At 63.8% G+C, this 20,486-nt stretch carries 20 protein-coding genes, 1 tRNA gene and 1 pseudogene; 19 read left to right on the plus strand and 3 right to left on the minus strand.

What is annotated here, in order from left to right:
- The first annotated feature begins 33 nt into the window (after positions 1-33).
- Positions 34-456, plus strand: a complete 423-nt coding sequence (locus E1B25_RS03855; protein ID WP_132827356.1) for an HIT family protein — start codon at positions 34-36, stop codon at positions 454-456.
- Between the two features lie 182 nt (positions 457-638).
- Here E1B25_RS03855 and lipB read toward each other — a convergent pair.
- Positions 639-1,301: pseudogene (gene lipB / locus E1B25_RS03860) on the minus strand (lipoyl(octanoyl) transferase LipB); the annotation flags it as partial.
- A gap of 138 nt (positions 1,302-1,439) precedes the next feature.
- Between lipB and E1B25_RS03865 the strand changes: the two are divergent.
- The 11 genes from E1B25_RS03865 (at position 1,440) to E1B25_RS03915 (ending at position 12,073) form a co-directional block, all read left to right on the plus strand.
- Positions 1,440-2,699: an efflux RND transporter periplasmic adaptor subunit gene (locus E1B25_RS03865; protein ID WP_132827358.1), complete on the plus strand. Its 1,260-nt coding sequence runs from the start codon at positions 1,440-1,442 to the stop codon at positions 2,697-2,699.
- A gap of 4 nt (positions 2,700-2,703) precedes the next feature.
- The gene (locus tag E1B25_RS03870; RefSeq protein WP_245510607.1) at positions 2,704-3,441 is read left to right on the plus strand and encodes an ABC transporter ATP-binding protein; all 738 of its coding nucleotides are present in this window, start codon (positions 2,704-2,706) and stop codon (positions 3,439-3,441) included.
- Positions 3,401-4,642, plus strand: coding sequence for an ABC transporter permease (locus E1B25_RS03875; protein ID WP_245510608.1), 1,242 nt, complete (start codon positions 3,401-3,403; stop codon positions 4,640-4,642). The genes E1B25_RS03870 and E1B25_RS03875 overlap by 41 nt, the downstream gene beginning before the upstream one ends.
- Before the next feature lie 152 nt (positions 4,643-4,794).
- A tRNA-Leu gene (locus E1B25_RS03880) sits at positions 4,795-4,881 on the plus strand.
- Positions 4,882-5,386: 505 nt separating this feature from the next.
- Positions 5,387-6,880: an ABC transporter substrate-binding protein gene (locus tag E1B25_RS03885; RefSeq protein WP_132827359.1), complete on the plus strand. Its 1,494-nt coding sequence runs from the start codon at positions 5,387-5,389 to the stop codon at positions 6,878-6,880.
- Between the two features lie 97 nt (positions 6,881-6,977).
- On the plus strand, positions 6,978-7,922 hold the full coding sequence (locus E1B25_RS03890; protein WP_132827360.1) for an ABC transporter permease: 945 nt from the start codon (positions 6,978-6,980) through the stop codon (positions 7,920-7,922).
- Complete coding sequence (locus tag E1B25_RS03895) at positions 7,919-8,740, plus strand: ABC transporter permease (protein ID WP_132827361.1); 822 nt, start codon at positions 7,919-7,921, stop codon at positions 8,738-8,740. The genes E1B25_RS03890 and E1B25_RS03895 overlap by 4 nt, the downstream gene beginning before the upstream one ends.
- A complete protein-coding gene (locus E1B25_RS03900; protein WP_132827362.1) occupies positions 8,741-9,715 on the plus strand; it encodes an ABC transporter ATP-binding protein in 975 nt (324 codons plus the stop codon).
- Complete coding sequence (locus E1B25_RS03905; RefSeq protein ID WP_132827363.1) at positions 9,712-10,485, plus strand: ATP-binding cassette domain-containing protein; 774 nt, start codon at positions 9,712-9,714, stop codon at positions 10,483-10,485. The genes E1B25_RS03900 and E1B25_RS03905 overlap by 4 nt, the downstream gene beginning before the upstream one ends.
- A gap of 1 nt (position 10,486) precedes the next feature.
- On the plus strand, positions 10,487-11,293 hold the full coding sequence (locus tag E1B25_RS03910) for a metallophosphoesterase family protein (protein ID WP_132827364.1): 807 nt from the start codon (positions 10,487-10,489) through the stop codon (positions 11,291-11,293).
- Positions 11,294-12,073 (plus strand): tyrosine-protein phosphatase, encoded by a 780-nt coding sequence (locus E1B25_RS03915; protein ID WP_132827365.1) that lies wholly within the window; start codon positions 11,294-11,296, stop codon positions 12,071-12,073.
- 23 nt (positions 12,074-12,096) lie between these two features.
- Here the strand turns inward: E1B25_RS03915 and purU are convergent, their stop codons facing one another.
- A complete protein-coding gene (gene purU / locus E1B25_RS03920; protein ID WP_132827366.1) occupies positions 12,097-12,981 on the minus strand; it encodes a formyltetrahydrofolate deformylase in 885 nt (294 codons plus the stop codon).
- Positions 12,982-13,296: 315 nt separating this feature from the next.
- Here purU and E1B25_RS03925 point away from each other — a divergent pair, with 315 nt between their 5' ends.
- Positions 13,297-13,842: a GNAT family N-acetyltransferase gene (locus E1B25_RS03925; protein WP_132827367.1), complete on the plus strand. Its 546-nt coding sequence runs from the start codon at positions 13,297-13,299 to the stop codon at positions 13,840-13,842.
- Between the two features lie 36 nt (positions 13,843-13,878).
- Here the strand turns inward: E1B25_RS03925 and E1B25_RS03930 are convergent, their stop codons facing one another.
- On the minus strand, positions 13,879-14,805 hold the full coding sequence (locus tag E1B25_RS03930) for a LysR family transcriptional regulator (protein WP_245510609.1): 927 nt from the start codon (positions 14,803-14,805) through the stop codon (positions 13,879-13,881).
- 219 nt (positions 14,806-15,024) lie between these two features.
- On the opposite strand from E1B25_RS03930, the gene E1B25_RS03935 reads away from it, so the two are divergent.
- The 6 genes from E1B25_RS03935 (at position 15,025) to torT (ending at position 20,431) form a co-directional block, all read left to right on the plus strand.
- Positions 15,025-15,807: a 5-oxoprolinase subunit PxpA gene (locus E1B25_RS03935; RefSeq protein ID WP_132827368.1), complete on the plus strand. Its 783-nt coding sequence runs from the start codon at positions 15,025-15,027 to the stop codon at positions 15,805-15,807.
- A gap of 26 nt (positions 15,808-15,833) precedes the next feature.
- Positions 15,834-16,070, plus strand: coding sequence for an acetyl-CoA carboxylase (locus E1B25_RS03940; protein WP_132827369.1), 237 nt, complete (start codon positions 15,834-15,836; stop codon positions 16,068-16,070).
- A 2-nt stretch (positions 16,071-16,072) separates the two neighbouring features.
- Positions 16,073-17,455, plus strand: coding sequence for an acetyl-CoA carboxylase biotin carboxylase subunit (locus E1B25_RS03945; protein WP_132827370.1), 1,383 nt, complete (start codon positions 16,073-16,075; stop codon positions 17,453-17,455).
- On the plus strand, positions 17,452-18,327 hold the full coding sequence (locus tag E1B25_RS03950) for a 5-oxoprolinase subunit B family protein (RefSeq protein WP_132827371.1): 876 nt from the start codon (positions 17,452-17,454) through the stop codon (positions 18,325-18,327). Before E1B25_RS03945 ends, E1B25_RS03950 begins: the two co-directional genes overlap by 4 nt.
- Positions 18,317-19,288, plus strand: coding sequence for a 5-oxoprolinase subunit C family protein (locus E1B25_RS03955; protein ID WP_132827372.1), 972 nt, complete (start codon positions 18,317-18,319; stop codon positions 19,286-19,288). The genes E1B25_RS03950 and E1B25_RS03955 overlap by 11 nt, the downstream gene beginning before the upstream one ends.
- A 69-nt stretch (positions 19,289-19,357) precedes the next feature.
- Positions 19,358-20,431, plus strand: a complete 1,074-nt coding sequence (torT, locus tag E1B25_RS03960; protein ID WP_132827373.1) for a TMAO reductase system periplasmic protein TorT — start codon at positions 19,358-19,360, stop codon at positions 20,429-20,431.
- The last annotated feature ends 55 nt before the right edge of the window (positions 20,432-20,486 follow it).

Below are 20,486 nucleotides of genomic sequence, written 5' to 3' on the forward strand. Positions count from 1 at the left end.
ACGGAAATGCGAGCGGGACAGGGGACAGCCTCCATGAGCTATGACACCGACAACATATTTGCCAAGATCCTGCGCGGTGAATTGCCGTGCCACAAGGTTTTCGAGGATGACGAGACCTTGGTCTTTCTCGATATCATGCCGCGCGCGGATGGCCATTGCCTGGTGATTCCCAAAACGCCGTGCCGCAACATTCTGGATGCGAGCGAGGCGCAGATGACGGCGGTGATGCGTACCACGCAGAAAATCGCCAAAGCGCTGATGGCGACCTTTGATGCGCCCGGCGTCACCCTGCAGCAATTCAACGAAGCCGCCGGCGGGCAAGAGGTGTTCCATCTGCACGTGCATGTACTGCCCCGCCTTGAGGGCGACCGGTTGCGCCCGCCGGGGCAGATGGCCGATCAGGATGTTCTGGTGGCACAGGCTGCGAGGATTGGCGCGGTGCTGGCCGCGATGTAACGGGGAGGGGGCCGCGCGCCCCCTCTTGGCCCAAGGCCGATGCCCCCCCGCAGGTTCTGCATGCCAGAAAATGGCGAGGGCGATCGCCCCCACTCCATGGCTTTTTCTGGCCCAAAATACTCCCGCCGGAGGCTCCCGCAGATTGCACTGGGCGCGTCGCTCCGGCGTGGCTCAGGCTGAACCTACTCGATCTCCCCGAACACCTGCTCAAAGCTGCGCTTCAGGGCGACATCGAGATCGTCCATCGTCACCGGCAGGCCAAGATCGACCAGGCTGGTGACGCCGTATTCGGTGATGCCGCAGGGGACGATGCCGGTGAAATGCTCCAACTCGGGATCGACGTTGATCGAGATGCCGTGAAAGCTGACCCATTTGCGCAGGCGGATGCCGATGGCGGCGATCTTGTCCTCGGTCATCTTGCCGGAGGCGGTGCGCGGTTTTTCGGGCCGTTCGACCCAGACGCCGACGCGGCCGTCGCGGATGTGGCCGGTGACGTTGAACTCGGCCAGCGCGGCGATCACCCAGGCTTCGAGCTGTTGCACGAAGCGGCGCACGTCGCGGCCGCGGGTGTTGAGATCCAGCATGACATAGACCACCCGCTGGCCGGGGCCGTGATAGGTATATTGGCCGCCGCGTCTGACCTCATAGACGGGAAAGCGGTCGGGGTCGGTCAGATCCTCGGGTTTCGCGCTGGTGCCGGCGGTATAGAGCGGTGGGTGTTCAAGCAACCAGATACATTCCTCGGCCTCGCCGGCGGCGATGGCGGCGGCGCGCGCCTCCATGAAGGCGAGGGCGCTGTCGTAGTCGGTCAGCCCGTCGGTTATCTTCCAGTCTACCATTCTGCGCCCCTTCTGTGCCCGTGCAGGAGAATCTGATAGACCGGAGAAACGGAAATGTCAGGTCCGACGGTGCGATTGATACGGATCAACGCCCGGGATGCGGCGATGCGGCATGAGCAGGCACAACAGGATAGGGTGGCGGCAATGACGCAAGCAGGAACGAGGACCACGGGCGGTAAGGGGGCCGAGATCGAGGCGCGGCTGGGGCTGGGGCAGCGCCGGGCACGTCGGGGCGGCTGGTTTTGGGGGCTGGCGCTGGTGGTCGTGGTGGCGGGCGGTTTCGCGCTGTGGCGCACCCTGAGCGCGGGGGACGGTGCGGCGGCCTATCGTACCGGGCTGGTGCAGCGCGCCGATCTGGTGGTGACAGTGACCGCGACCGGCACGGTGGAGCCGACCAATCTGGTCGAGATCTCGTCAGAGCTGTCGGGCACGCTGCGTGCGGTCAATGTGGATTACAACGACGCCGTCACGGCGGGGCAGGTGCTGGCCACGCTCGACACCACCAAGCTGGAGGCCGAGATGGCCGTGGCCGCCGCCAATGTGAGCGCGGCCGAGGCGCAACTGGTGCGGGCCCGCGCGACGCTGGACGAGGCGCGCGACAATTACGACAGGGTCACGGCGCTGGATGCACGCGGCGTCTCCAGTCAACAATCGCTGATGGCACAGCGGGCCGCCTTTGGTCGGGCGGTGGCCGATGTGACGGTGGCCGAGGCCAATCTGGATCTGGCGCGGGCGCAGCACGGGCTGGTGCAGGCCGATCTGGACAAGGCCTGTATCTGTTCTCCGATCAACGGCGTGGTGCTGGATCGGGCGGTGGATGCCGGGCAGATCGTGGCCTCGGCGCTGTCGGCCCCGGTGCTGTTCACCATCGCCGAGGATCTGACCCGGATGGATGTTCAGGTGGCGGTGGACGAGGCCGATATCGGCGCCATCTCGGAAGGGGACGCGGTGGTGTTCACGGTCGATGCCTATGACGACCGCAGCTTTCCCGCGTCCATCCGCACTATCCGGTTCGCCCCCGAGACGGTCGAGGGGGTGGTCAGCTATACCGCCGTGCTGAGCGTGCAGAACGACGATCTGTCGCTGCGTCCGGGCATGACCGCAACCGCCGATATCATCGTGGCAGAGCTGTCGGATGTGCTGGCGGTGCCGAACGGGGCGTTGCGCTATGCCCCGCCACAGCAAAGCGAGGCCGAGCAAAGCGGCGGTGGCTTGTTGGGCATGATCATGCCGCACCGCCCCGAGGATCAGGCCCGCGCCAGCGGCAAATCGGTCTGGGTGCTGCGCGCGGGCAAGCCGGTTGAGGTGCCGGTGGTGCCGGGGGCGAGCGACGGCAGCCTGACCGAGATCCTCAAGGGTGATCTGCGCGAGGGTGAGCGGGTCATTCTGGGCGAGGGGGGCTGAGCCGGTGCAACAGCAGGGTCCATCCGGCGCGCCCCCGGCGGTGATCGAGCTGCGCGGCATCACCCGGGTCTATGGCCGGGGCGAGGCCGAGGTGCGGGCGCTGGACGGGATCGACCTGACGATCCGGGCCGGCGAATTCGTCGCGATCATGGGGCCAAGCGGGTCGGGCAAATCCACCGCGATGAACGTGATAGGCTGTCTCGACAGCCCGACGGCGGGGGAATACCTGTTCAACGGGGTCGATGTGGCGCGGCTGGACAAGGACCAGCGGGCGCTGATCCGACGGCATTATCTGGGCTTCGTGTTTCAAGGCTATAACCTGTTGCCGCGCACCCCGGCGCTGGAAAATGTGGAGCTGCCGCTGATCTACAAGGGCGTAGGCGCGGCCGAGCGGCGCGCCCGCGCGCTGGCGGCGCTGGAGCAGGTGGGGTTGGCGAATCGCGGGCATCACGATCCGTCCGAGCTGTCCGGGGGGCAGCAACAGCGCGTCGCCATCGCGCGCGCCTTGGCGGGATCGCCCGAGGTGCTGCTGGCGGATGAGCCGACCGGCAACCTCGACACCCATCGCTCGGCCGAGATCATGGAGCTACTGGCGCGGTTGCGCGCCGAGACAGGGCTGACCATCGTCATGGTGACCCATGAAGAGGACATGGCCGCCTATGCCGACCGGCTGATCTGGATGGTGGACGGGCGCATCGCCGATGACCGCCCGACACAGCGGGGCGCACGCGATGCTGGGTGAGACGATCCGTTTGGCGGTGCGGGCGATTTGGCGCAATGCGCTGCGCTCATTCCTGACCGTGTTGGGGGTGGTGATCGGGGTGGCGGCGGTGATCGCCATGGTCACGGTCGGGCAGGGCTCTTCGGCGCAGGTGACGCGGGACGTGGAAAAGCTGGGCACCAATGTGCTGATGATCCGGCCCGGGCAGGTCGCCATGGGGCCGCGCAGTTCCAGCGGCACGGCGCGGGCGTTCGATCTGGGCGATGTGGAGCGGCTGATCCGCGAGGTGCCGGTGATTGAGACCGCCAGCGCCGCCGAGCAGAGCCAGATGAGCGCGGTCTCGGGCAATCTCAACCATCGCACCACCGTGCTGGGGGCGGGCAATGCCTATCTGGATGCGACCGACTGGGAGATCGCGCTGGGCCGCCGGTTCGTCACCGGCGAGGAGCGCGGCGGGCGCGCCGTCTGCCTGCTTGGGGAAACGGTGCGGCAAGAGCTGTTCGGCAATACCAACCCGGTGGGCGAGGCGATCCGGCTGAAATCCATCTCTTGCGAGGTGATCGGGGTGCTGGTGGCCAAGGGCGCGTCAAGCTTTGGCAGCAATCAGGACGATATCGTGATGATTCCGGTGCGGACCTTTCAGCGCCGGATCGCCGGCAGCAGCAATGTGAACATGATCTATGTGGCGGTGCGCGACGGGGCCTCAAGCGATCTGGCCAAGGTGGAGATCGAAGGGGTGCTGCGCGAGATGCGCCGGATCGGGGCGGGGGAAGAGGATGACTTCACCGTGATGGACATGAAGCAGCTGGCCAGCATGTTGACCGGCATCACCAATGTGCTGACCGGGTTGCTGGCGGCGGTGGCGGCGGTCAGCCTGCTGGTGGGCGGCATCGGCATCATGAATATCATGCTGGTGAGCGTCACCGAGCGCACCCATGAGATCGGCATTCGTCTGGCGGTGGGAGCGCAGGCGCGGCAGGTGTTGCAGCAGTTTCTGGTCGAGGCGATCGTGCTGTCTCTGATGGGCGGGCTGATGGGGATCGCGCTGGGCCTTGGGTTGGCGATGCTGGCGGCGCAGATCATGACGATTCCCTTTACGCCCGACCCTATGGTGGTGCTGGGGGCGTTTGCCTTTTCCGCGCTGGTCGGGGTGGTGTTCGGCTATTTCCCGGCGCGGCGGGCGGCGCAGATGGACCCGATCGAGGCGCTGCGCCACCAGTAGACGATTGCTGGCGGGGTGCAGGGCCGGAGGGGCGGGCGATAGGGTGTAATGCGGTGAAAGGCAGGAAAATCCATGCCATGTGAAATCGATGCGATTTGCCTCTTCACATCGCCGGATCGCTCGTCTATACGCCGCCACATCAGCCCGATAGTGCGGTCGTGGCGGAATTGGTAGACGCGCAGCGTTGAGGTCGCTGTGGGGTAACACCCGTGGAAGTTCGAGTCTTCTCGACCGCACCATTCGGCCCTGAAAGGACTGGCCTTGCAAGGCCAATCCATAGGGCTTTGAGCGGTTTGAGTGAACCTCCCCCACAATTTGCATTCAGTCCCCGGCATCCGGCCCCCTTCTGATCCAATACCGTTCTCTGATCCGTGCTCCGGTTCTGGACGTCTGCGCCCTTCCGCTTGGGTGGGCCGTCGTCTTGCGTCGCTTGATGACGTCCGTGTTCCCGGCCTGATGGATCCTAGGGACCCCCTATGGTCTGATCGGCTGTTGCTGCATGTCGGTTTCGGCACGCCGCGCGATCCGATCTTTGCTTTCCCACGCGACAGCAGGGCGCGCCGGTTTGCTTGATCCTTGGGCGCGAATGGGTGAAAAATACTTATTGTGCAGCGGTTTATGAACCTATGATGAAATTACATATTTAGCCGGTTTCAATCGTTGACCGCGGCGGGGGCTTTGGGCAGACTCGACTGTGCGGGGGGCCGGGATGCCGGACGTTCCCTAGGACAAGGAGCATTTCGGATGACAAGACTGCATGGATCATTTCTGACATTTGCCGCCACGCTGGCGCTTGGCCTAGGGGCCGGGGCGGGCGGCGCATTGGCGGCATCGAGCATCGTCATCGGGCTGCAGCAGGAGCCCACCAATCTTGACCCGACCGCGGATGCCACCGCCTCGATCGACGGGATGCTGACGCAAAACGTCTATGAATCCCTTACCATCGTGTCCGAGAGCGGCGAGGTGCTGCCCGCGCTGGCCGAGAGTTGGACCGTGTCCGAGGATGGGCTGGTCTATACCTTCAACCTTGTGCAGGGCGCCAAGTACCACGATGGCACCGATTTCGATTCCGCCGATGTGGTGTTCGCCTTTTCGCGGGCCATGGCCGAGGACAGCGTCAACCCGTCCAAGAGCATCTTCAAACCGATCGATACCGTGACCGCCCCCGATGCGCATACCGTGGTCATCACGCTGACGCGCAAGGATGCGTTTTTTCTGTTCAACATGGCGCAGGGCGATGCCTCGATCGTTGCCGAGGAAAGCGCCGATGGCAACAACGCCACCCCGGTTGGCACCGGCCCGTTCAAGTTCGATGGCTGGACCCGAGGCGACCGGCTGACACTGGTCAAGAACTCGGATTGGCGCGGGGCCGGGGATGTAGCGCTCGACAAGGTCGAATTCCGCTTCATCTCGGATGCCGCAGCCGCCACTGCGGCCATGATGTCGGAAGAGCTGGACGCCTATCCCGCGTTCCCGGCGCCGGAGCTTTTGCCGCAGTTCGAGGCCGATCCGCGCTTCAAGGTCGAGGTGGGCAGCACCGAGGGCGAGGTGATCCTTGCCATGAACAACTCCAAGCCGCCGTTCGACAATGTCGAGGTGCGCCGCGCCATCAGCTATGCCATCAACCGCGACGAGATCATCGACGGGGCGATGTATGGTCAGGCGCTGCCGATCGGCAGCTTCTACCCGCCCCATGGTCCGGCCTATGTCGATCTGACCGGCCTGTATCCGCATGACGCGGAAAAGGCCAAGGCGATGTTCGAAGAGGCAGGCGTTGCGGGCACCACAATGACCCTGCGGGTTCCGCCCTTTCCCTATGCCACCCGCTCGGCCGAGATCATTCAGGCAGAGCTGGCGGATGCCGGTGTCGATGTGAAGGTCGAGAATGTCGAATGGGGCTTCTGGATCGACGAGATCTACAAGAAAAAGAACTATGACATGACGATCATCGCCCATACGGCCCCGAACGACATGGGCAACTTTGCCCGTGGGCCGGGGTATTTCTATGGCTATGACGATGCGACGTTCACCGCCCTGTGGGACGAGATCCAGACCGAGGCCGATCCCGACAAGCGTAACGACCTGCTGAAAAAGGGGCAGGAGTATCTGGCCGATCAGGCCGTGCATGGTTTCCTGTTCCAGATGCCGCGTCTGAGTGTGCTCAAGACCGGCGTCGACGGGTTCTGGGCCTCGGCCCCGGTGCTGTATCAGCCGCTGGCGGGCGTCTCCGTGAACTGACCCCCTGTGGTCGATCCCGACAGGTCTTGCCGGCCGTACGCGGCCGGCGTTTCCCCTTTGTGGCCGGTTGGTCGCAAAGGGGCAGGAACGTGCTGATATGACATATTACCTTGCCCGCCGCATGTTGAGCTTTGCGCTGACGCTGTTCGCGGTTTCCATCGTGGTGTTCGCGGCGATGAATGTGCTGCCGGGCGACCCGGCGCTGACCATTCTGGGGCTCGACGCCACCGAGGATGCGCTCGCCGCGCTGCGCGAGCAACTGGGGCTGAACGCGCCGCTGGTCACGCGGTATTTTCTCTGGGTTGGCCATGCGCTGACCGGGGATTTCGGGGTGAGCCATTCCTTTGGCGTGCCGGTGTCGGAATTGATCGGCGAGCGTTTGCCGCTGACCGTCTCGCTGGCGCTGTCGGGGATCGTTTTGACCGTGGTTCTGGCGCTGGCGCTGGGGGTCGGGGCGGCGGCCAATCACGGCAAGGCCGGCGATTGGGGCGTGATGTTCCTGAGCCAGATCGGCATTGCCATCCCCGCCTTTTGGCTGTCGATGCTGTTGGTGATCCTGTTCGCGGTCAAGCTGCGCTGGTTCCCGCCCGGTGGGTTCCCCGGATGGGGCGAACCGCTGGATGCGATGCGCTCGCTGGTCCTGCCCACCGTGGCGCTGGCGCTGGTGCAATCGGCGGTGCTGGCACGGGTCACACGGTCGTCCGTGTTGGAGGTGATGCGACAGGATTATGTCCGCACCGCGCGCGCCACCGGGTTTTCGCACCGCCGGGTTCTGTGGTTGCACGTGCTGCCCAATGCGCTGGTGCCGATCGTCACCATCGTGGGGATGCAATTCGCGGCGCTGGTGACGGGAACGATCGTGATCGAGAATGTGTTCTATCTGCCTGGCTTGGGGCGGTTGATCTTTCAATCCATTTCCAACCGCGATCTGCCGACCGTGCAGGCGCTGGTGATGCTGTTCGCCGCCATCGTGGTGACAGCGAATTTCGTCGTCGATCTGGTCTATGTGCTGATCGACCCTCGCCTGAAGTCGCGTGCATGACCCGAAAGCTTCCCTCAAACCTGTTGATTGGCGCCGTTCTGGTGGCGCTGGTGGTTGCCGTCGCGCTGCTGTCGCTGGTCTGGACGCCGCATGATTTTGCCCAGATGAACATCCGGGGCAAGTTCGCGGCGCCGGGGGCCGAGCACTGGCTGGGCACCGACCAGTTGGGGCGCGATGTGGTGTCGCAACTGATGGCGGCGGCGCGCAATTCGATGGCCGTGGCCTTTATCGCGGTGCTGCTGGGGGGCAGTATCGGCGTGGCGCTGGGGCTGACGGCCTCGGCCGTGGGGGGCGTGTTCGAAGAGGGGATCATGCGCCTTGCGGATCTTGGCTTTGCCTTTCCGGCGCTGCTGTTCGCGATCATGCTGGCGGCGGTGTTCGGCCCGTCGCTGAGCAATGCGGTTCTGGCCATCGCTTTCATCAACATCCCGATCTTTGCCCGCGTCACCCGCGCCTCGGCGAACCAGATCTGGATGCGGGAATATGTGGCTGCCGCCCGCGCTGCCGGGCTGGGGCGGTTCGCGATCTCGCGCGATCATGTGCTGCCCAATATTGCCGCGCCGATCATCGTGCAGGCAACCATCGAATTCGCCGTGGCAATCCTGGCCGAAGCGGCGCTGTCCTATCTTGGTCTTGGGGCGCAGCCGCCCGCGCCGTCTTGGGGGCGGATGCTGTCCGAGGCGCAGACGCTGATCTATCTGGCGCCGCAACTGGCGATCTATCCGGGGCTTTGCATCGTGACGGCGGTGCTGGGGTTTGGCCTGTTGGGCGACGGGTTGCGCGATGTCACCGATCCACGCCTGTCACGGGAGCGTTAGATGATCGAGATGCAATCCTTTTCGGTCTCGTTCGGTGCGGGCGAAGCGCTGCGCGAGGCGAGCTTTGTGATCACCCCCGGCGACCGGCTGGGCGTTGTGGGTGAAAGTGGCAGCGGCAAGACCATGCTGGGGTTGAGCCTGATGGGCATGGCGCCGGATGCGGCCAAGCTGTCGGGGAAGTTGCGGATCGACGGGCGCGATATGTCGGGGGCGAGCGAGCGCGACTGGCAGGCGCTGCGCGCGCGCAAGGTGGCGATGATCTTTCAGGAGCCGATGGCCGCGCTCAACCCTTTGCGGCGGGTGGGCGAGACCCTGTGCGAACCGCTGCGCCAGCATCTGGGGCTGAGTCGCTCTGCCGCCCGGGCCCGGGCGTTCGAGCTGTTCGAGGAGGTCGGCATTCCCGATCCTGAGGCCCGGCTGGAGCAGTTCCCGCACCAATTGTCCGGCGGGCAGCGGCAACGGGTGCTGATCGCGCTGGCGCTGGCCTGCGATCCCGAACTGCTGATCGCGGATGAACCGACCACGGCGCTGGATGCCAATGTGGCGCTGCGGATCACCGATCTGCTGGTGCGGCTGGCGAAACACCGCAACATGGCGCTGATCTTTGTCAGCCACGATCTGGCGGCGGTGGCGCGGGCCACTGCGGAGATCATGGTGATGTATGGCGGTGAGATCGTCGAGCGGGGACCGACCCGCGCCGTGCTGGACGCGCCGGCCCATCCCTATACCCGTGGCCTGCTGGAGGCGCGCCCCAGCCCGCAGTCTAAGGCGCGCGGCCCGGACGGCAAGCGGCCACGGCTGACCACCATTCCGGGCGTCGTGCCGCAGTTGCATGACCTGCCCGCGGGCTGTCGGTTTTCGGGGCGCTGCCCGGTGGAGCTGCCGGTTTGCGCAGCGGTGCGGGCGCCGGTCTGTGCCGTTGCGGCGGACCGCACAGCCGCCTGCCATGCGCTGGTTTCGGAGGGCGGGGCATGAGCGCGCCGCTGTTGCAGGCCAAGGCGTTGACGCGGCGCTATGCGCTGCCGCGCACATCGCTGTTCAAGCCCGCCCCGGATCTGGTCGCCGTGAACAGCGCCAGCTTTTCCCTGCATCGGGGCGAGACGCTGGGCGTCGTCGGCGAATCCGGGTCAGGTAAATCGACGCTCGCCCGTATGGTCATGGCGTTCGAGGCCCCTGACGAAGGCCATATCCTGTTCGAGGGGCAAGACCTGAACGCGGTGTCGTCGCAAGAGCTGCGCCGCCTGCGCCGCCGGTTCCAGATGGTGTTTCAGGACCCCTTTGGCTCGCTCGACCCGCGCCGCAGCATCGGCTGGTCGATTGCCGAACCGTTGCGTGCGATGGGCGAGGACAGCAAGGCCCGCGTCGACGAGGCGCTGGAGCAAGTCGGCCTGACCGCTTCGGTCGCGGGGCGTTATCCGCATGAATTCTCGGGTGGCCAACGCCAGCGCGTCGCCATCGCCCGTGCCATTGTCACCCGGCCTGCGTTGCTGGTCGCGGACGAGGCCGTCTCGGCGCTTGATGTGTCGGTTCAGGCGCAGATCCTGAACTTGCTGCTGGATCTTCAGGACGAACTGGGGCTTGGCATCTTGTTCATCAGTCATGATATGGCTGTGGTGGCCAGCATTTGCGACACGCTCCTTGTGATGCAGCATGGTCATACGCTTGAAGCGGGACCGGCGCATGAGGTGCTGAACGCCCCGACGCATGAGTATACCCGTTCCCTGTTAAAAGCCGCGAAAGCCTGACATGACCCGTTTCATTCATCTTACCGATCTACACGTGTCGCATCCCGACAGCGGCGACGAGAGCCTGCACTCTGACACGCCCGGCACGCTTCGCCGTGTGGTCGCGGCGATCAACGCGATGACGCCGCCGCCCGATTTCGTCGTGGCCAGCGGCGATCTGACCAACCGCGGCGACATCCAAAGCTATGAGCTGGTGCAAGAGATCCTGCGCGATCTGAACGTTCCGATCGTTCTGGCCTTGGGCAATCACGACAAGCGCGAGGGGTTCAACGCGGTCTTTACCGGCGCGGCGCCCGAGCAGCCCTATGTCCACCAACAGCTGTTGGGCGACCTGCACGTGATCACGCTGGACACCGGCGTGCCGGGCCGAGTCGCGGGCAGTATCGACGCGGCGCAGTTCGCCTTTCTGGAGGAGGCGCTGGCGGCGCATCCCGAGGTGCCCAAGCTGCTGGTGATGCACCACCCGCCGCGCATTGATGCCGAGGGTCTGCCTTGGGGCTCGATCGACATGGCCAGCACCGAGCGTCTGGCCGAAGTGGTGCAGGGGGCCAAGGTGATCGGCATTCTCAGCGGCCATATCCACATCAATCAGGTCAACCACTGGCATGGTATTCCCATCGTGGTGTCGAACGGGCAGCATTCCACCGTTGATTTGCTGGAGCGCGACGATCTCGTTATCGTCGAGGGCACCGGGTTCGCCTCTTGCGTCTGGCGGCCCCATGGGCTGAGCGTAACCTTTGTGCCGTTCAGCCCGGACCGGCGGGAAGTGACGCGGATAGATCAGTCACGGTTGAGGGCCTTTAGCTAGATGGACACTCCGACGACCAAAACACGGCCGCGCGACCGGCACCTGCCCATTGCGGGCACATACAACATCCGCGACCTTGGCGGCTATGGCACGCGCAGCGGGCGCAAGACCGAATGGCGTCGCTTCCTGCGGGCGGACAGTGTGCACCGGATGGACAAGGGCGGGATCGACCTGCTTCTGGACGAGGGGCTGCGCACGGTGATCGACCTGCGCACCCCCGCCGAGCTCGAGGAGGCCCCAAGCCTGCTGGCCGGGCTGTCGGGGGTGGAGTTCCTCAATGTCCCGCTGTTCGAGGATCTCGCCCCGGCAACGATGGGGTTGCAGAGTTCCACAGAAGCCGATCCGTTGCTGGCCTTTTACCTGTCGGCGCTGGAGACCCGTCACGCGGCGATCCGCGATATCCTGTCGGCGATGGCCGAGGCCCCGGGGGGGGCGGTGATGTTCAATTGCACCGCCGGCAAGGACCGCACCGGCCTTGTGGCGGCGATGCTGCTGGGGCTGGCTGGGGTCAGGCAGGAAGACATCATCGCCGACTATGTGATGACTGCCGATCTGATCCCGGGTCTGGTGGCAGAATTTCTTGAACGCTCGCGCCAGAAAGGTGGCGATGTGGCGTCTTATGAGAAGATGCTGCGCAGCCCCGCAGGCACCATGAGCACGGCGCTCGACAGCATCGAGAAACGCCACGGCAGCATTCCGCAATATCTGCGCGCCGCCGGACTTTCGGGCGCGGATGCTGCATCCCTGCGCAAGAAGCTGGTCGGCGACACGGCGGACTAGGCCGCGCCGCCATCCCTCCGGTTTTAGCCCATCTTTTCGCTGGCGTAGGAGCCGGGCGAGGCAGGGAAGACCACCGTCTTGTTGCCGTTGATGAAGGTGCGGTGGTGGATATGGGCGTGGATCGCGCGGGCGAGGACCTGCGCCTCGACGTCGCGACCAAGTGAGACATAATCATTGGAGGACTGCGCGTGGGTGACGCGGGCGGTGTCCTGTTCGATGATCGGCCCTTCGTCCAGATCGGCGGTGACATAATGGGCGGTGGCTCCGATCAGTTTCACGCCCCGTTCGAACGCCTGTTTGTAGGGGTTAGCGCCTTTGAAGCTGGGCAGGAAGGAATGGTGGATGTTGATGATCCGCCCGGACATCTTGCGGCACAGCGTGTCGGACAGAACCTGCATGTAGCGGGCCAGTACGATCAGTTCGGCGCCAGACTCTTCCACGACGGCCAAAAGCTGCGCCTCGGCTTCGGCTTTGGTGTCCTTGGTGACCTTGATGTGGTGGAACGGGATGTCGTGGTTCACCACCAGTTTCTGATAGTCGAGGTGGTTGGAGATCACGCCAACGATATCGACCGGCAGCGCGCCGATGCGCCAGCGATAGAGCAGGTCATTCAGGCAGTGGCCAAAGCGTGACACCATCAGGATAACCTTCATCCGCTCCGAGGTGGGGTGGATCTTGAAGTCCATCTCCATCCGCTCGGCAATCGGGGCAAAGCCGTCAGTCAGCTGTTCGCGGGTCTCACCGGTTTCGCTTTCAAAGCTGACGCGCATGAAAAAGCGGTTGGTTTGAGTGTCGTCGAACTGGTGGCTGTCGAGGATGTTGCAACCGGCCCCGGCCAGATAGCCGGCGACGGCGGCGACGATGCCGCGTTGGGTGGGGCAGGAAACGGTGAGGGCATATGTGGTCATCGGTGATCTGTCCTGAGGGTCGGGGGGAAGGCGGCAGTTTTGCCCGTTCCCGGAGGGAGTCCGGTTTCTATGTCAGGGCGCGTGGGGCTGATCCAGCAGCGTAGGCGGGTTTTTGTCGCTATCCGGGCCGCGTGGTGGGGCCCCATGCACCGGATCGGGAACGCCGGGGCGTGGATCGGAAATTTTGCGATGGATTGTGGAGCGGGCCGCGGGGGGACTTTGCTGCGGCGCACGGGCGGGGATAGCGAGAGGAGGGCGTTTTCTTTGCCCCAAAGGGATGCGATAGACCGCGCGACCCCTGTTCTGGAGTGATTCATGACTCGCCCATCTGATACCAAACTGGTCCTGCGCGACTGTACTGCCGACGACATCGCCGAGGTGCATGCGATCTATGCCGAGGCGGTGCGCACCGGCACGGCGAGTTTCGAACTGGAGCCGCCGAGCCTTGAGGAAATGGGCGCGCGCTGGCAGGCGGTGCGGGACGGCGGATACCCCTATCTGGTGGCGCTATCGGGGGGCGCGGTGGCGGGCTATGCCTATGCTGCGGCCTATCGCGCCCGCCCGGCCTATCGCGGGGCGGCGGAAGATTCGGTCTATGTGCACGAGGATTATCGCGGGCTGGGCGTCGGGCGCGCGTTGATGGCAGAGCTGATCACGCGGTGCGAGGCGGCGGGGTTGCGCCAGTTGATCGCGGTGATCGGAGATTCCGACAATCACGGCTCGATCGCGCTGCACCGGGCGTCGGGGTTTGCCGATGCCGGCGTGTTGCGGTCGGTGGGCTGGAAGCACGGGCGTTGGCTGGACACGGTGATGATGCAGTTGCCGCTCGGGCCGGGCGATACGACCCCGTTTGACGCCTGACCTGTGAGGCCGTCCGGCGCGCGGGCCTGACGGCGTTCAGGACCGGGGGAGCGAGAACGGGGTCTGCGGCAGCGTGTAGCACTGCCTGAAGTAATCCGCGAGCACCGCCACCGGGCGCGAGAATTCGATCCCCGGCCGCCACGCGAGCCCCACATCCATCGAGGGGATCTCGCGTTCGGTGGTCACCGTGCCGATGCGTTTGCCTTCAAGTGACCAGGGCCGATAGACCATATCGGACAGGATGGTGATCCCCTGGCCATTGGCGATCATGGAGCGCACCGCTTCGAGCGAGGATGTGCGCAACCGCACCTTGGGCTGATAGCTGGTCCCGCTCCAGTATTTCATCGTGGTATGGGCCGCCTCGTCGATCGTCAGCATGATGTATTCTTCTTCGGAGATCTCCTTGAAGCTGGCCTTGCCCTTGCCCTTGCGCAGAAAGCGGTGGTTGTTGGGCACCCAGAGCCGTCGCGAGGAGCGCAGCAGGGTTTCGCTGTCGAGTTCGGGATTGTTGAGGTTCGAGGTCAGCACCACCGCCATGTCGAACCGGTTGGACAACAGCCCCTCTTCGATGCTTTCGCGGTTCAATTCGGACAGGCGGATTTCCAGCCCCGGATAGAGATGCGCCAGACGGTCCAGATGATAGGGCAGGAAATAGCCAAGCACCGTATAGGTCGCGGCTAGCGAGATCACCCCGGTGACGGTGGAGTGGCGGCGCGTCAGCTTACTGGCCTCGTCCAGTTTTTCCAGAATTTCATGCGCCGAGGCGAGGAATTCGCGCCCGGCCTCGGTCAGTTCCATCCCTTGGGCCGATCGCTGGAACAGGGTGGCGCCCAGTTCGGCCTCCAGATCGCGGATCGCGCCGGTGACCGAGGATTGCGAGATCGACAGCAGCGTGGCGGCGCGGCTGACCTGACCCGATTCTGCGGTGGCGACAAAGTACTTCAGATGGCGAAAGTTGATCATGGCGGGGTATCCGAATTTGTATGGGGCAAGTATCGAAATTTTCGATAACAGGATTTCCCGGGGTCTTGAGCCTTGAGAATATGCCTTTGTCCCCGAGATTGCGTTACGCATACGGGGTTTTGCATATCGAATAAACAGATAATGCCTAACCATATTTTAGAAATTTACATGTCGCGGGGTTCAAAGCCAAGATGATCCCCACAACAGCAAGGGTGGGACATGCGCGACATCATCGATCTGAATTGTGATATGGGCGAGGGCTTTGGCCACTGGACCTTGGGGGAGGCCTCTGACGAAGACCTGATGGCGTTGATCAGCTCGGCCAATATCGCGGCCGGGTTTCACGCTGGCGACCCCAACTCGATGGACCGGGTCATCAAGCTGGCGCAACAGCATGGGGTGGGTCTGGGGGCGCATCCGGGCTACAATGATCTGCAAGGCTTTGGGCGTCGCTATATCCGCACCAATCCCGAGGAACTGGTCAACGACATCGTCTATCAGGTGGGCGCGGTCCGTGAATTCGGTCGCCGTCATGGGATTCCGTTGCAGCATGTGAAGCCGCATGGCGCGCTCTACATGGAGGCGGCAGTCAACGAGGAGCTGTCGCAATCGATGGTCGACATGCTGCGCCAGACCTGTGGCGAGGTGATCTTGTTCTGTATGGGCGTGTCCAAGACCTATGAGGTGGCCAAACGGATGGGCCAGCCGGTAGTGCGCGAATTCTTTGCGGACCGGGACTATGATGAAAGCGGCTCGATCGTGTTCGCGCGCAAGGTGGCGCGGCCCGATCCGCAGGCCATCGCGCAAAAATCTCTGCGTGCCTGCAAAGAGGGCGTGGTGCGCACGGTGAGCGGTGTGGACATAGAGATCGAGTTTGAATCGATCTGCTTCCATTCGGACACGCCGGGCGCGCTGGAGAACGGCAAGGCGATCCGCGCCGCGCTGCTGGACAATGGCATCACCATCGCACCTGCCGCGACCGTACTTGAAAACATGGCCTGAGCAAACGGGCCGAACAGGAGATCAACATGGTACAAATCCAATCCCCGCTGCCGGGCACTTTTTATCACAAGCCGTCGCCGGAAGAGGCCGCCTTCAAGGCCAAGGGCGATGCGGTCGCCGTGGGTGACGTGATCGGGCTGATCGAAGTGATGAAGACCTTTATCGAGATCAAGGCCGAAGCGGCGGGCACCTTTGCCGCCTATACGGTCGATAACGAGGCCCCGGTGACCGCCGGTGCGGTGCTGGCCGAGCTGGACGACTGAGCATGGATATCGCCCGACTGTTCATCGCAAACCGGGGGGAGATCGCGGTGCGGATCATCCGGGCCGCCAAGGCCTTGGGGATCCACACCATTCAGGCCTATTCGGAGGGGGACGCCGATATGTTGGCGGTCAAGCTCGCCGATGAGTCGGTCTGCATCGGGCCCGCGCCCTCCAAGGATTCCTATCTCGACATTGCCAAGGTGGTTGCCGCCGCCGTGGCCACCCGGGCCGATGCGGTGCATCCGGGCTATGGGTTCCTGTCGGAAAGCCCGGAGTTCGCCCGCGCGCTGGAAGCGGCTGGCATCGCCTATGTCGGTCCAACCGCCGACACCATCGAACGGATGGGCGACAAGGTGGCCGCGCGTCAGGCTGCCGAGGCGGCTGGCGTGCCGGTGGTGCCCGGCTCCAAGGGGCGGGTCGCAACCGTGGACGAGGCGGCCGAGGTCGCCGAAACCGTGGGCTATCCGGTGATGATCAAGGCGGCGGCCGGTGGCGGCGGGCGCGGTATCCGCATCGCGGCGAATGAGGCGGAGCTGCGCAAACTGGCACCTCAGGCGCAGCAGGAAGCGCAGGCAGCCTTTGGTGATGGCGGGCTTTATCTGGAGCGCGCGGTGCAAAGCCCCCGGCATATCGAGGTGCAGATTATCGGGGATGGCGAGCGTGCCGTGCATGTTTATGAGCGCGAATGCTCGTTGCAGCGGCGCCGTCAAAAGGTCTGGGAAGAGGCGGGCGCCGTCTGTCTTGACGACGAAACGCGCGAGGCGCTGTGTGCCTCGGCCGTGGCGCTGGCGCGCTCGGTGAACTATCGCGGCGCGGGCACGCTGGAATATCTTTATGACGAGGCCCGCAACGAATTCTACTTCATCGAGATGAACACCCGTATTCAGGTGGAACATCCGGTGTCCGAGATGGTCACCGGTATTGATCTGGTGCAGGAGATGATCCGGGTCTGCGGCGGCGAAAAGCTGAGCCTTGCGCAGGAAGACATCCAGCGTAACGGTCACGCGATCGAAGTGCGGATCAATGCCGAAGACCCGCATATGCAGTTCATGCCCTGGCCCGGCAAGGTCGGCGCGATGACCATTCCCGAAGGCGACGGCATCCGGTTCGATCACTTTCTCTACGAGGGCTATCAGATCCCACCGTTCTATGACTCGCTGCTGGGCAAGCTGATCGTGCACGCCCCGACGCGGGAACAGGCCATCGCGAAACTTGCCGAGGCGCTGACAGGGCTTGGCCTGGAGGGGTTGAAGACCACCGCGCCGCTGCATCTGGCGCTGGCGGCTGACGAGGATGTGCGCGCCGGTCGCTTTCACACCCAATGGCTGGAGCCCTGGCTTGAGGCCGGAAACCTGACAAAAGCAACAACAGGAGGTGCGTCGTGAAGACACGATATTCCTATGGCGGCGACGAACACATCTATGTCGAAGTAGACGAAGAAATGTCGCTGGACGCGTTCTTCATCTCGCTGTCGATGAGCAAAGCGGTGCGCGAGGCCAATATTCCCGGCGTCACCGAGATCTGCCCGGCCAATGCGTCGTTCGAGGTGCGCTTTGATCCCGACGTGATCGCGCCCGAGACGATGATGGCCAAGATCAAGGAGCTGGAGCACAAGGCGGAGCAGGCTGAAAAACGCCTGTCCACCCGGATCATCGAGATCCCGGTCTATTATCAGGATCCCTGGACCCACGAGACGCTGATGCGGTTCCGCGAACGGCATCAGGATCCCAGCGGATCGGATCTGGATTATGCGGCGCGCATCAACGGCTATGACAGTGTTGCGGCCTTTATCGAGGCGCACCATTCGCAGCCTTGGTTCGTGTCGATGGTCGGCTTCGTGGCGGGGCTGCCGTTCCTGTACCAACTGGTCGAGCGTGAGAAACAGTTGCAGGTGCCGAAATACCTGCGCCCGCGCACGGATACGCCCCGGCATACCGTGGGCTATGGCGGCTGCTTCTCCTGCATCTATTCGGTGCGCGGGGCTGGTGGCTATCAGATGTTCGGGATCACGCCGATGCCGATTTTCGATCCGGAACAGAAGGTGTCGTACCTTGAAGACTTCATGGTCTTCTTCAAACCCGGCGACATCGTGAAATGGAAACCGATTGATCGTGCCGAATATGATCGCATCACCGCTGCGGTCGAACAGGGGACCTATGCCCCGCGCATCGCCGAGGTCGATTTCGATCTCGACGCGTTCAATGCCGATATGACCGGCTTTAACGCCAAGCTGATGGAGGCGCTCAATGACGCTTAATATTGTCAAACCCGGTCTCGCCACCTCGATCCAGGATCTGGGCCGGCCCGGCTATTTCCACCTCGGGATTCCCGAGGGGGGCGCGATGGACCGTCTGGCTCTGCGCGCGGCCAATATGCTGGTTGGTAACCCGGAAGGGGCCGCCTGTCTTGAGGCCGTCTTCATGGGGCCTGAGATCACCTTTACCGCCGAGGCTAGCGTGGCGATTACCGGCGGCGAGATGCCGATCCTGCTAGATGGCGTGACCAAGGAGAGCTGGACCAGCTTTACCGTCAAGCCCGGCCAAACGCTGAGCTTTGGCTTCCTGAAATCGGGCGCGCGGATCTATATCGCCGTTTCGGGCGGGATCGCCACCGAACCGGCGCTGGGCAGCCGCTCGACCTATCCGATCGGTGCGCTGGGTGGCTTTCATGGCCGCAACATCGCCGCTGGCGACGAACTGCCGGTGGGCACGGCACCGCTGGTGGAAGAGGGGCGCAGCACGCCGGCCGAGTTGCGGCGCGGTCCCGGTTCCCCGACCGAGTTGCGGGTGCTGACCGGGCTGTACTGGTATCGGCTGACCGAAGCGTCAGGGCAGAACTTTTTCAACGACACCTGGACCGTCGCGCCCGAGGCCGACCGCATGGGCTATCGCTTCCGTGGCGGCCAACCGATGGAGTTTGTCGAGCGCGAACAGCCCTTTGGCGCAGGTGCCGATCCCTCGAACATCGTTGATGGCTGCTATTCCTATGGCTCGATTCAGGTGCCGGGCGGATCGGAGCCGATCGTGCTGCACCGTGACGCGGTGTCGGGCGGTGGGTATTTCACCCTCGGCGCGGTGATCTCGGCGGATATGGATTTGATCGGGCAGTTGCAGCCCAACACGCAGGTCAAATTCATCAAGGTCGAGATGGAAGAGGCGCTTCAGGCGCGGGCCGAGCGCAAGGCCGTGCTGGAGATGATGCGAAAGTACATCGGCTAAGGCGCCGCAATAAAACAAAAAATGCGGATTTCCGCTTTGAATTCAACAACTGACATGGAGGTCAGAACAATGAAGCTTACCCTCAAGACAGCCGCCGCGCTGGCGTTGGCGACCGCGATCCCTGCGAGCGCCTTTGCCGCAGATGCGTGGTATCCCTATCCTGCCGAGGAGGTCACACCGGCGTTTTCGACCGATGGCGAAACCTCGGCTGTGACCTATACGCCGCTGGAAAAGGCCGAGAAGCCTTGGAACATTTGCGTGTCGTTCCCGCATATGAAAGACGCCTATTGGCTGGGCGTGGATTACGGTGTTGCCGATGAGGCCAAGCGCCTTGGCGTCAAGATGAATCTGGTCGAGGCTGGCGGCTATACCGAGCTGAACAAGCAGATCGGCCAGATCGAGGATTGCGTTTCCAGCGGGGCCGACGCGGTGATCATCGGCGCGATCTCTTACGAGGGGCTCAATAACGTGGTCGCGGAAGTGGCTGGCAAGGGGATCCCGGTGATCGACGTGATCAACGGCATGTCCTCGCCCGATCTGGCGGCCAAGTCGTTGGTGTCGTTCCGGACCATGGGCTATTCGACCGGCAAGTATCTGGCCGACAAGCATCCCGCCGGGTCCGAGCCGGTGAAGGTGGGCTGGTTCCCCGGACCCGCAGGCGCTGGCTGGGTCGAGGCCGCGCATGCGGGCTTTATGGACGCGGTCAAAGGATCTGCGGTCGAGGTGCTGGAGCCGCGTTTCGGCGACACCGGCAAGGAAGCACAGTTGAAACTGGTCGAGGACGTGCTGCAGGCCAACCCCGATGTGCGCTATCTGGCGGGCACGGCCGTGACCGCCGAAGCGGCGCAGGGTCTGATCCGCGAACGCGGGCTCAAGGGCAAGGTCGATCTGCTGGCCTTTTACATGACTCCGGGCGTCTACACCGGCATCAAGCGCGGCTTCATCTTGGCGGCGCCGGCGGATTCGATGGTCGTTCAGGGGCGGATCGCGATGGATCAGGCGGTGCGCATCCTTGAAGGCAAAGACTATATCAAGCACGTGGGGCCGAAGATCTTTGTCGTCGATCCGTCCAACATCAACGACACCGCGCGTGAAAACATCCTGCCGCCGGAAGGGTACAAGCCGGTCTTTTCGGTCGACTGAAACCGCAGAGTGAACTGACAACGTGGGCCGGGCGATCATCGTCCGGCCTGCCGAG

The sequence above is a fragment of the Antarcticimicrobium sediminis genome (assembly GCF_004348975.1).
Lineage (GTDB): Bacteria > Pseudomonadota > Alphaproteobacteria > Rhodobacterales > Rhodobacteraceae > Antarcticimicrobium > Antarcticimicrobium sediminis.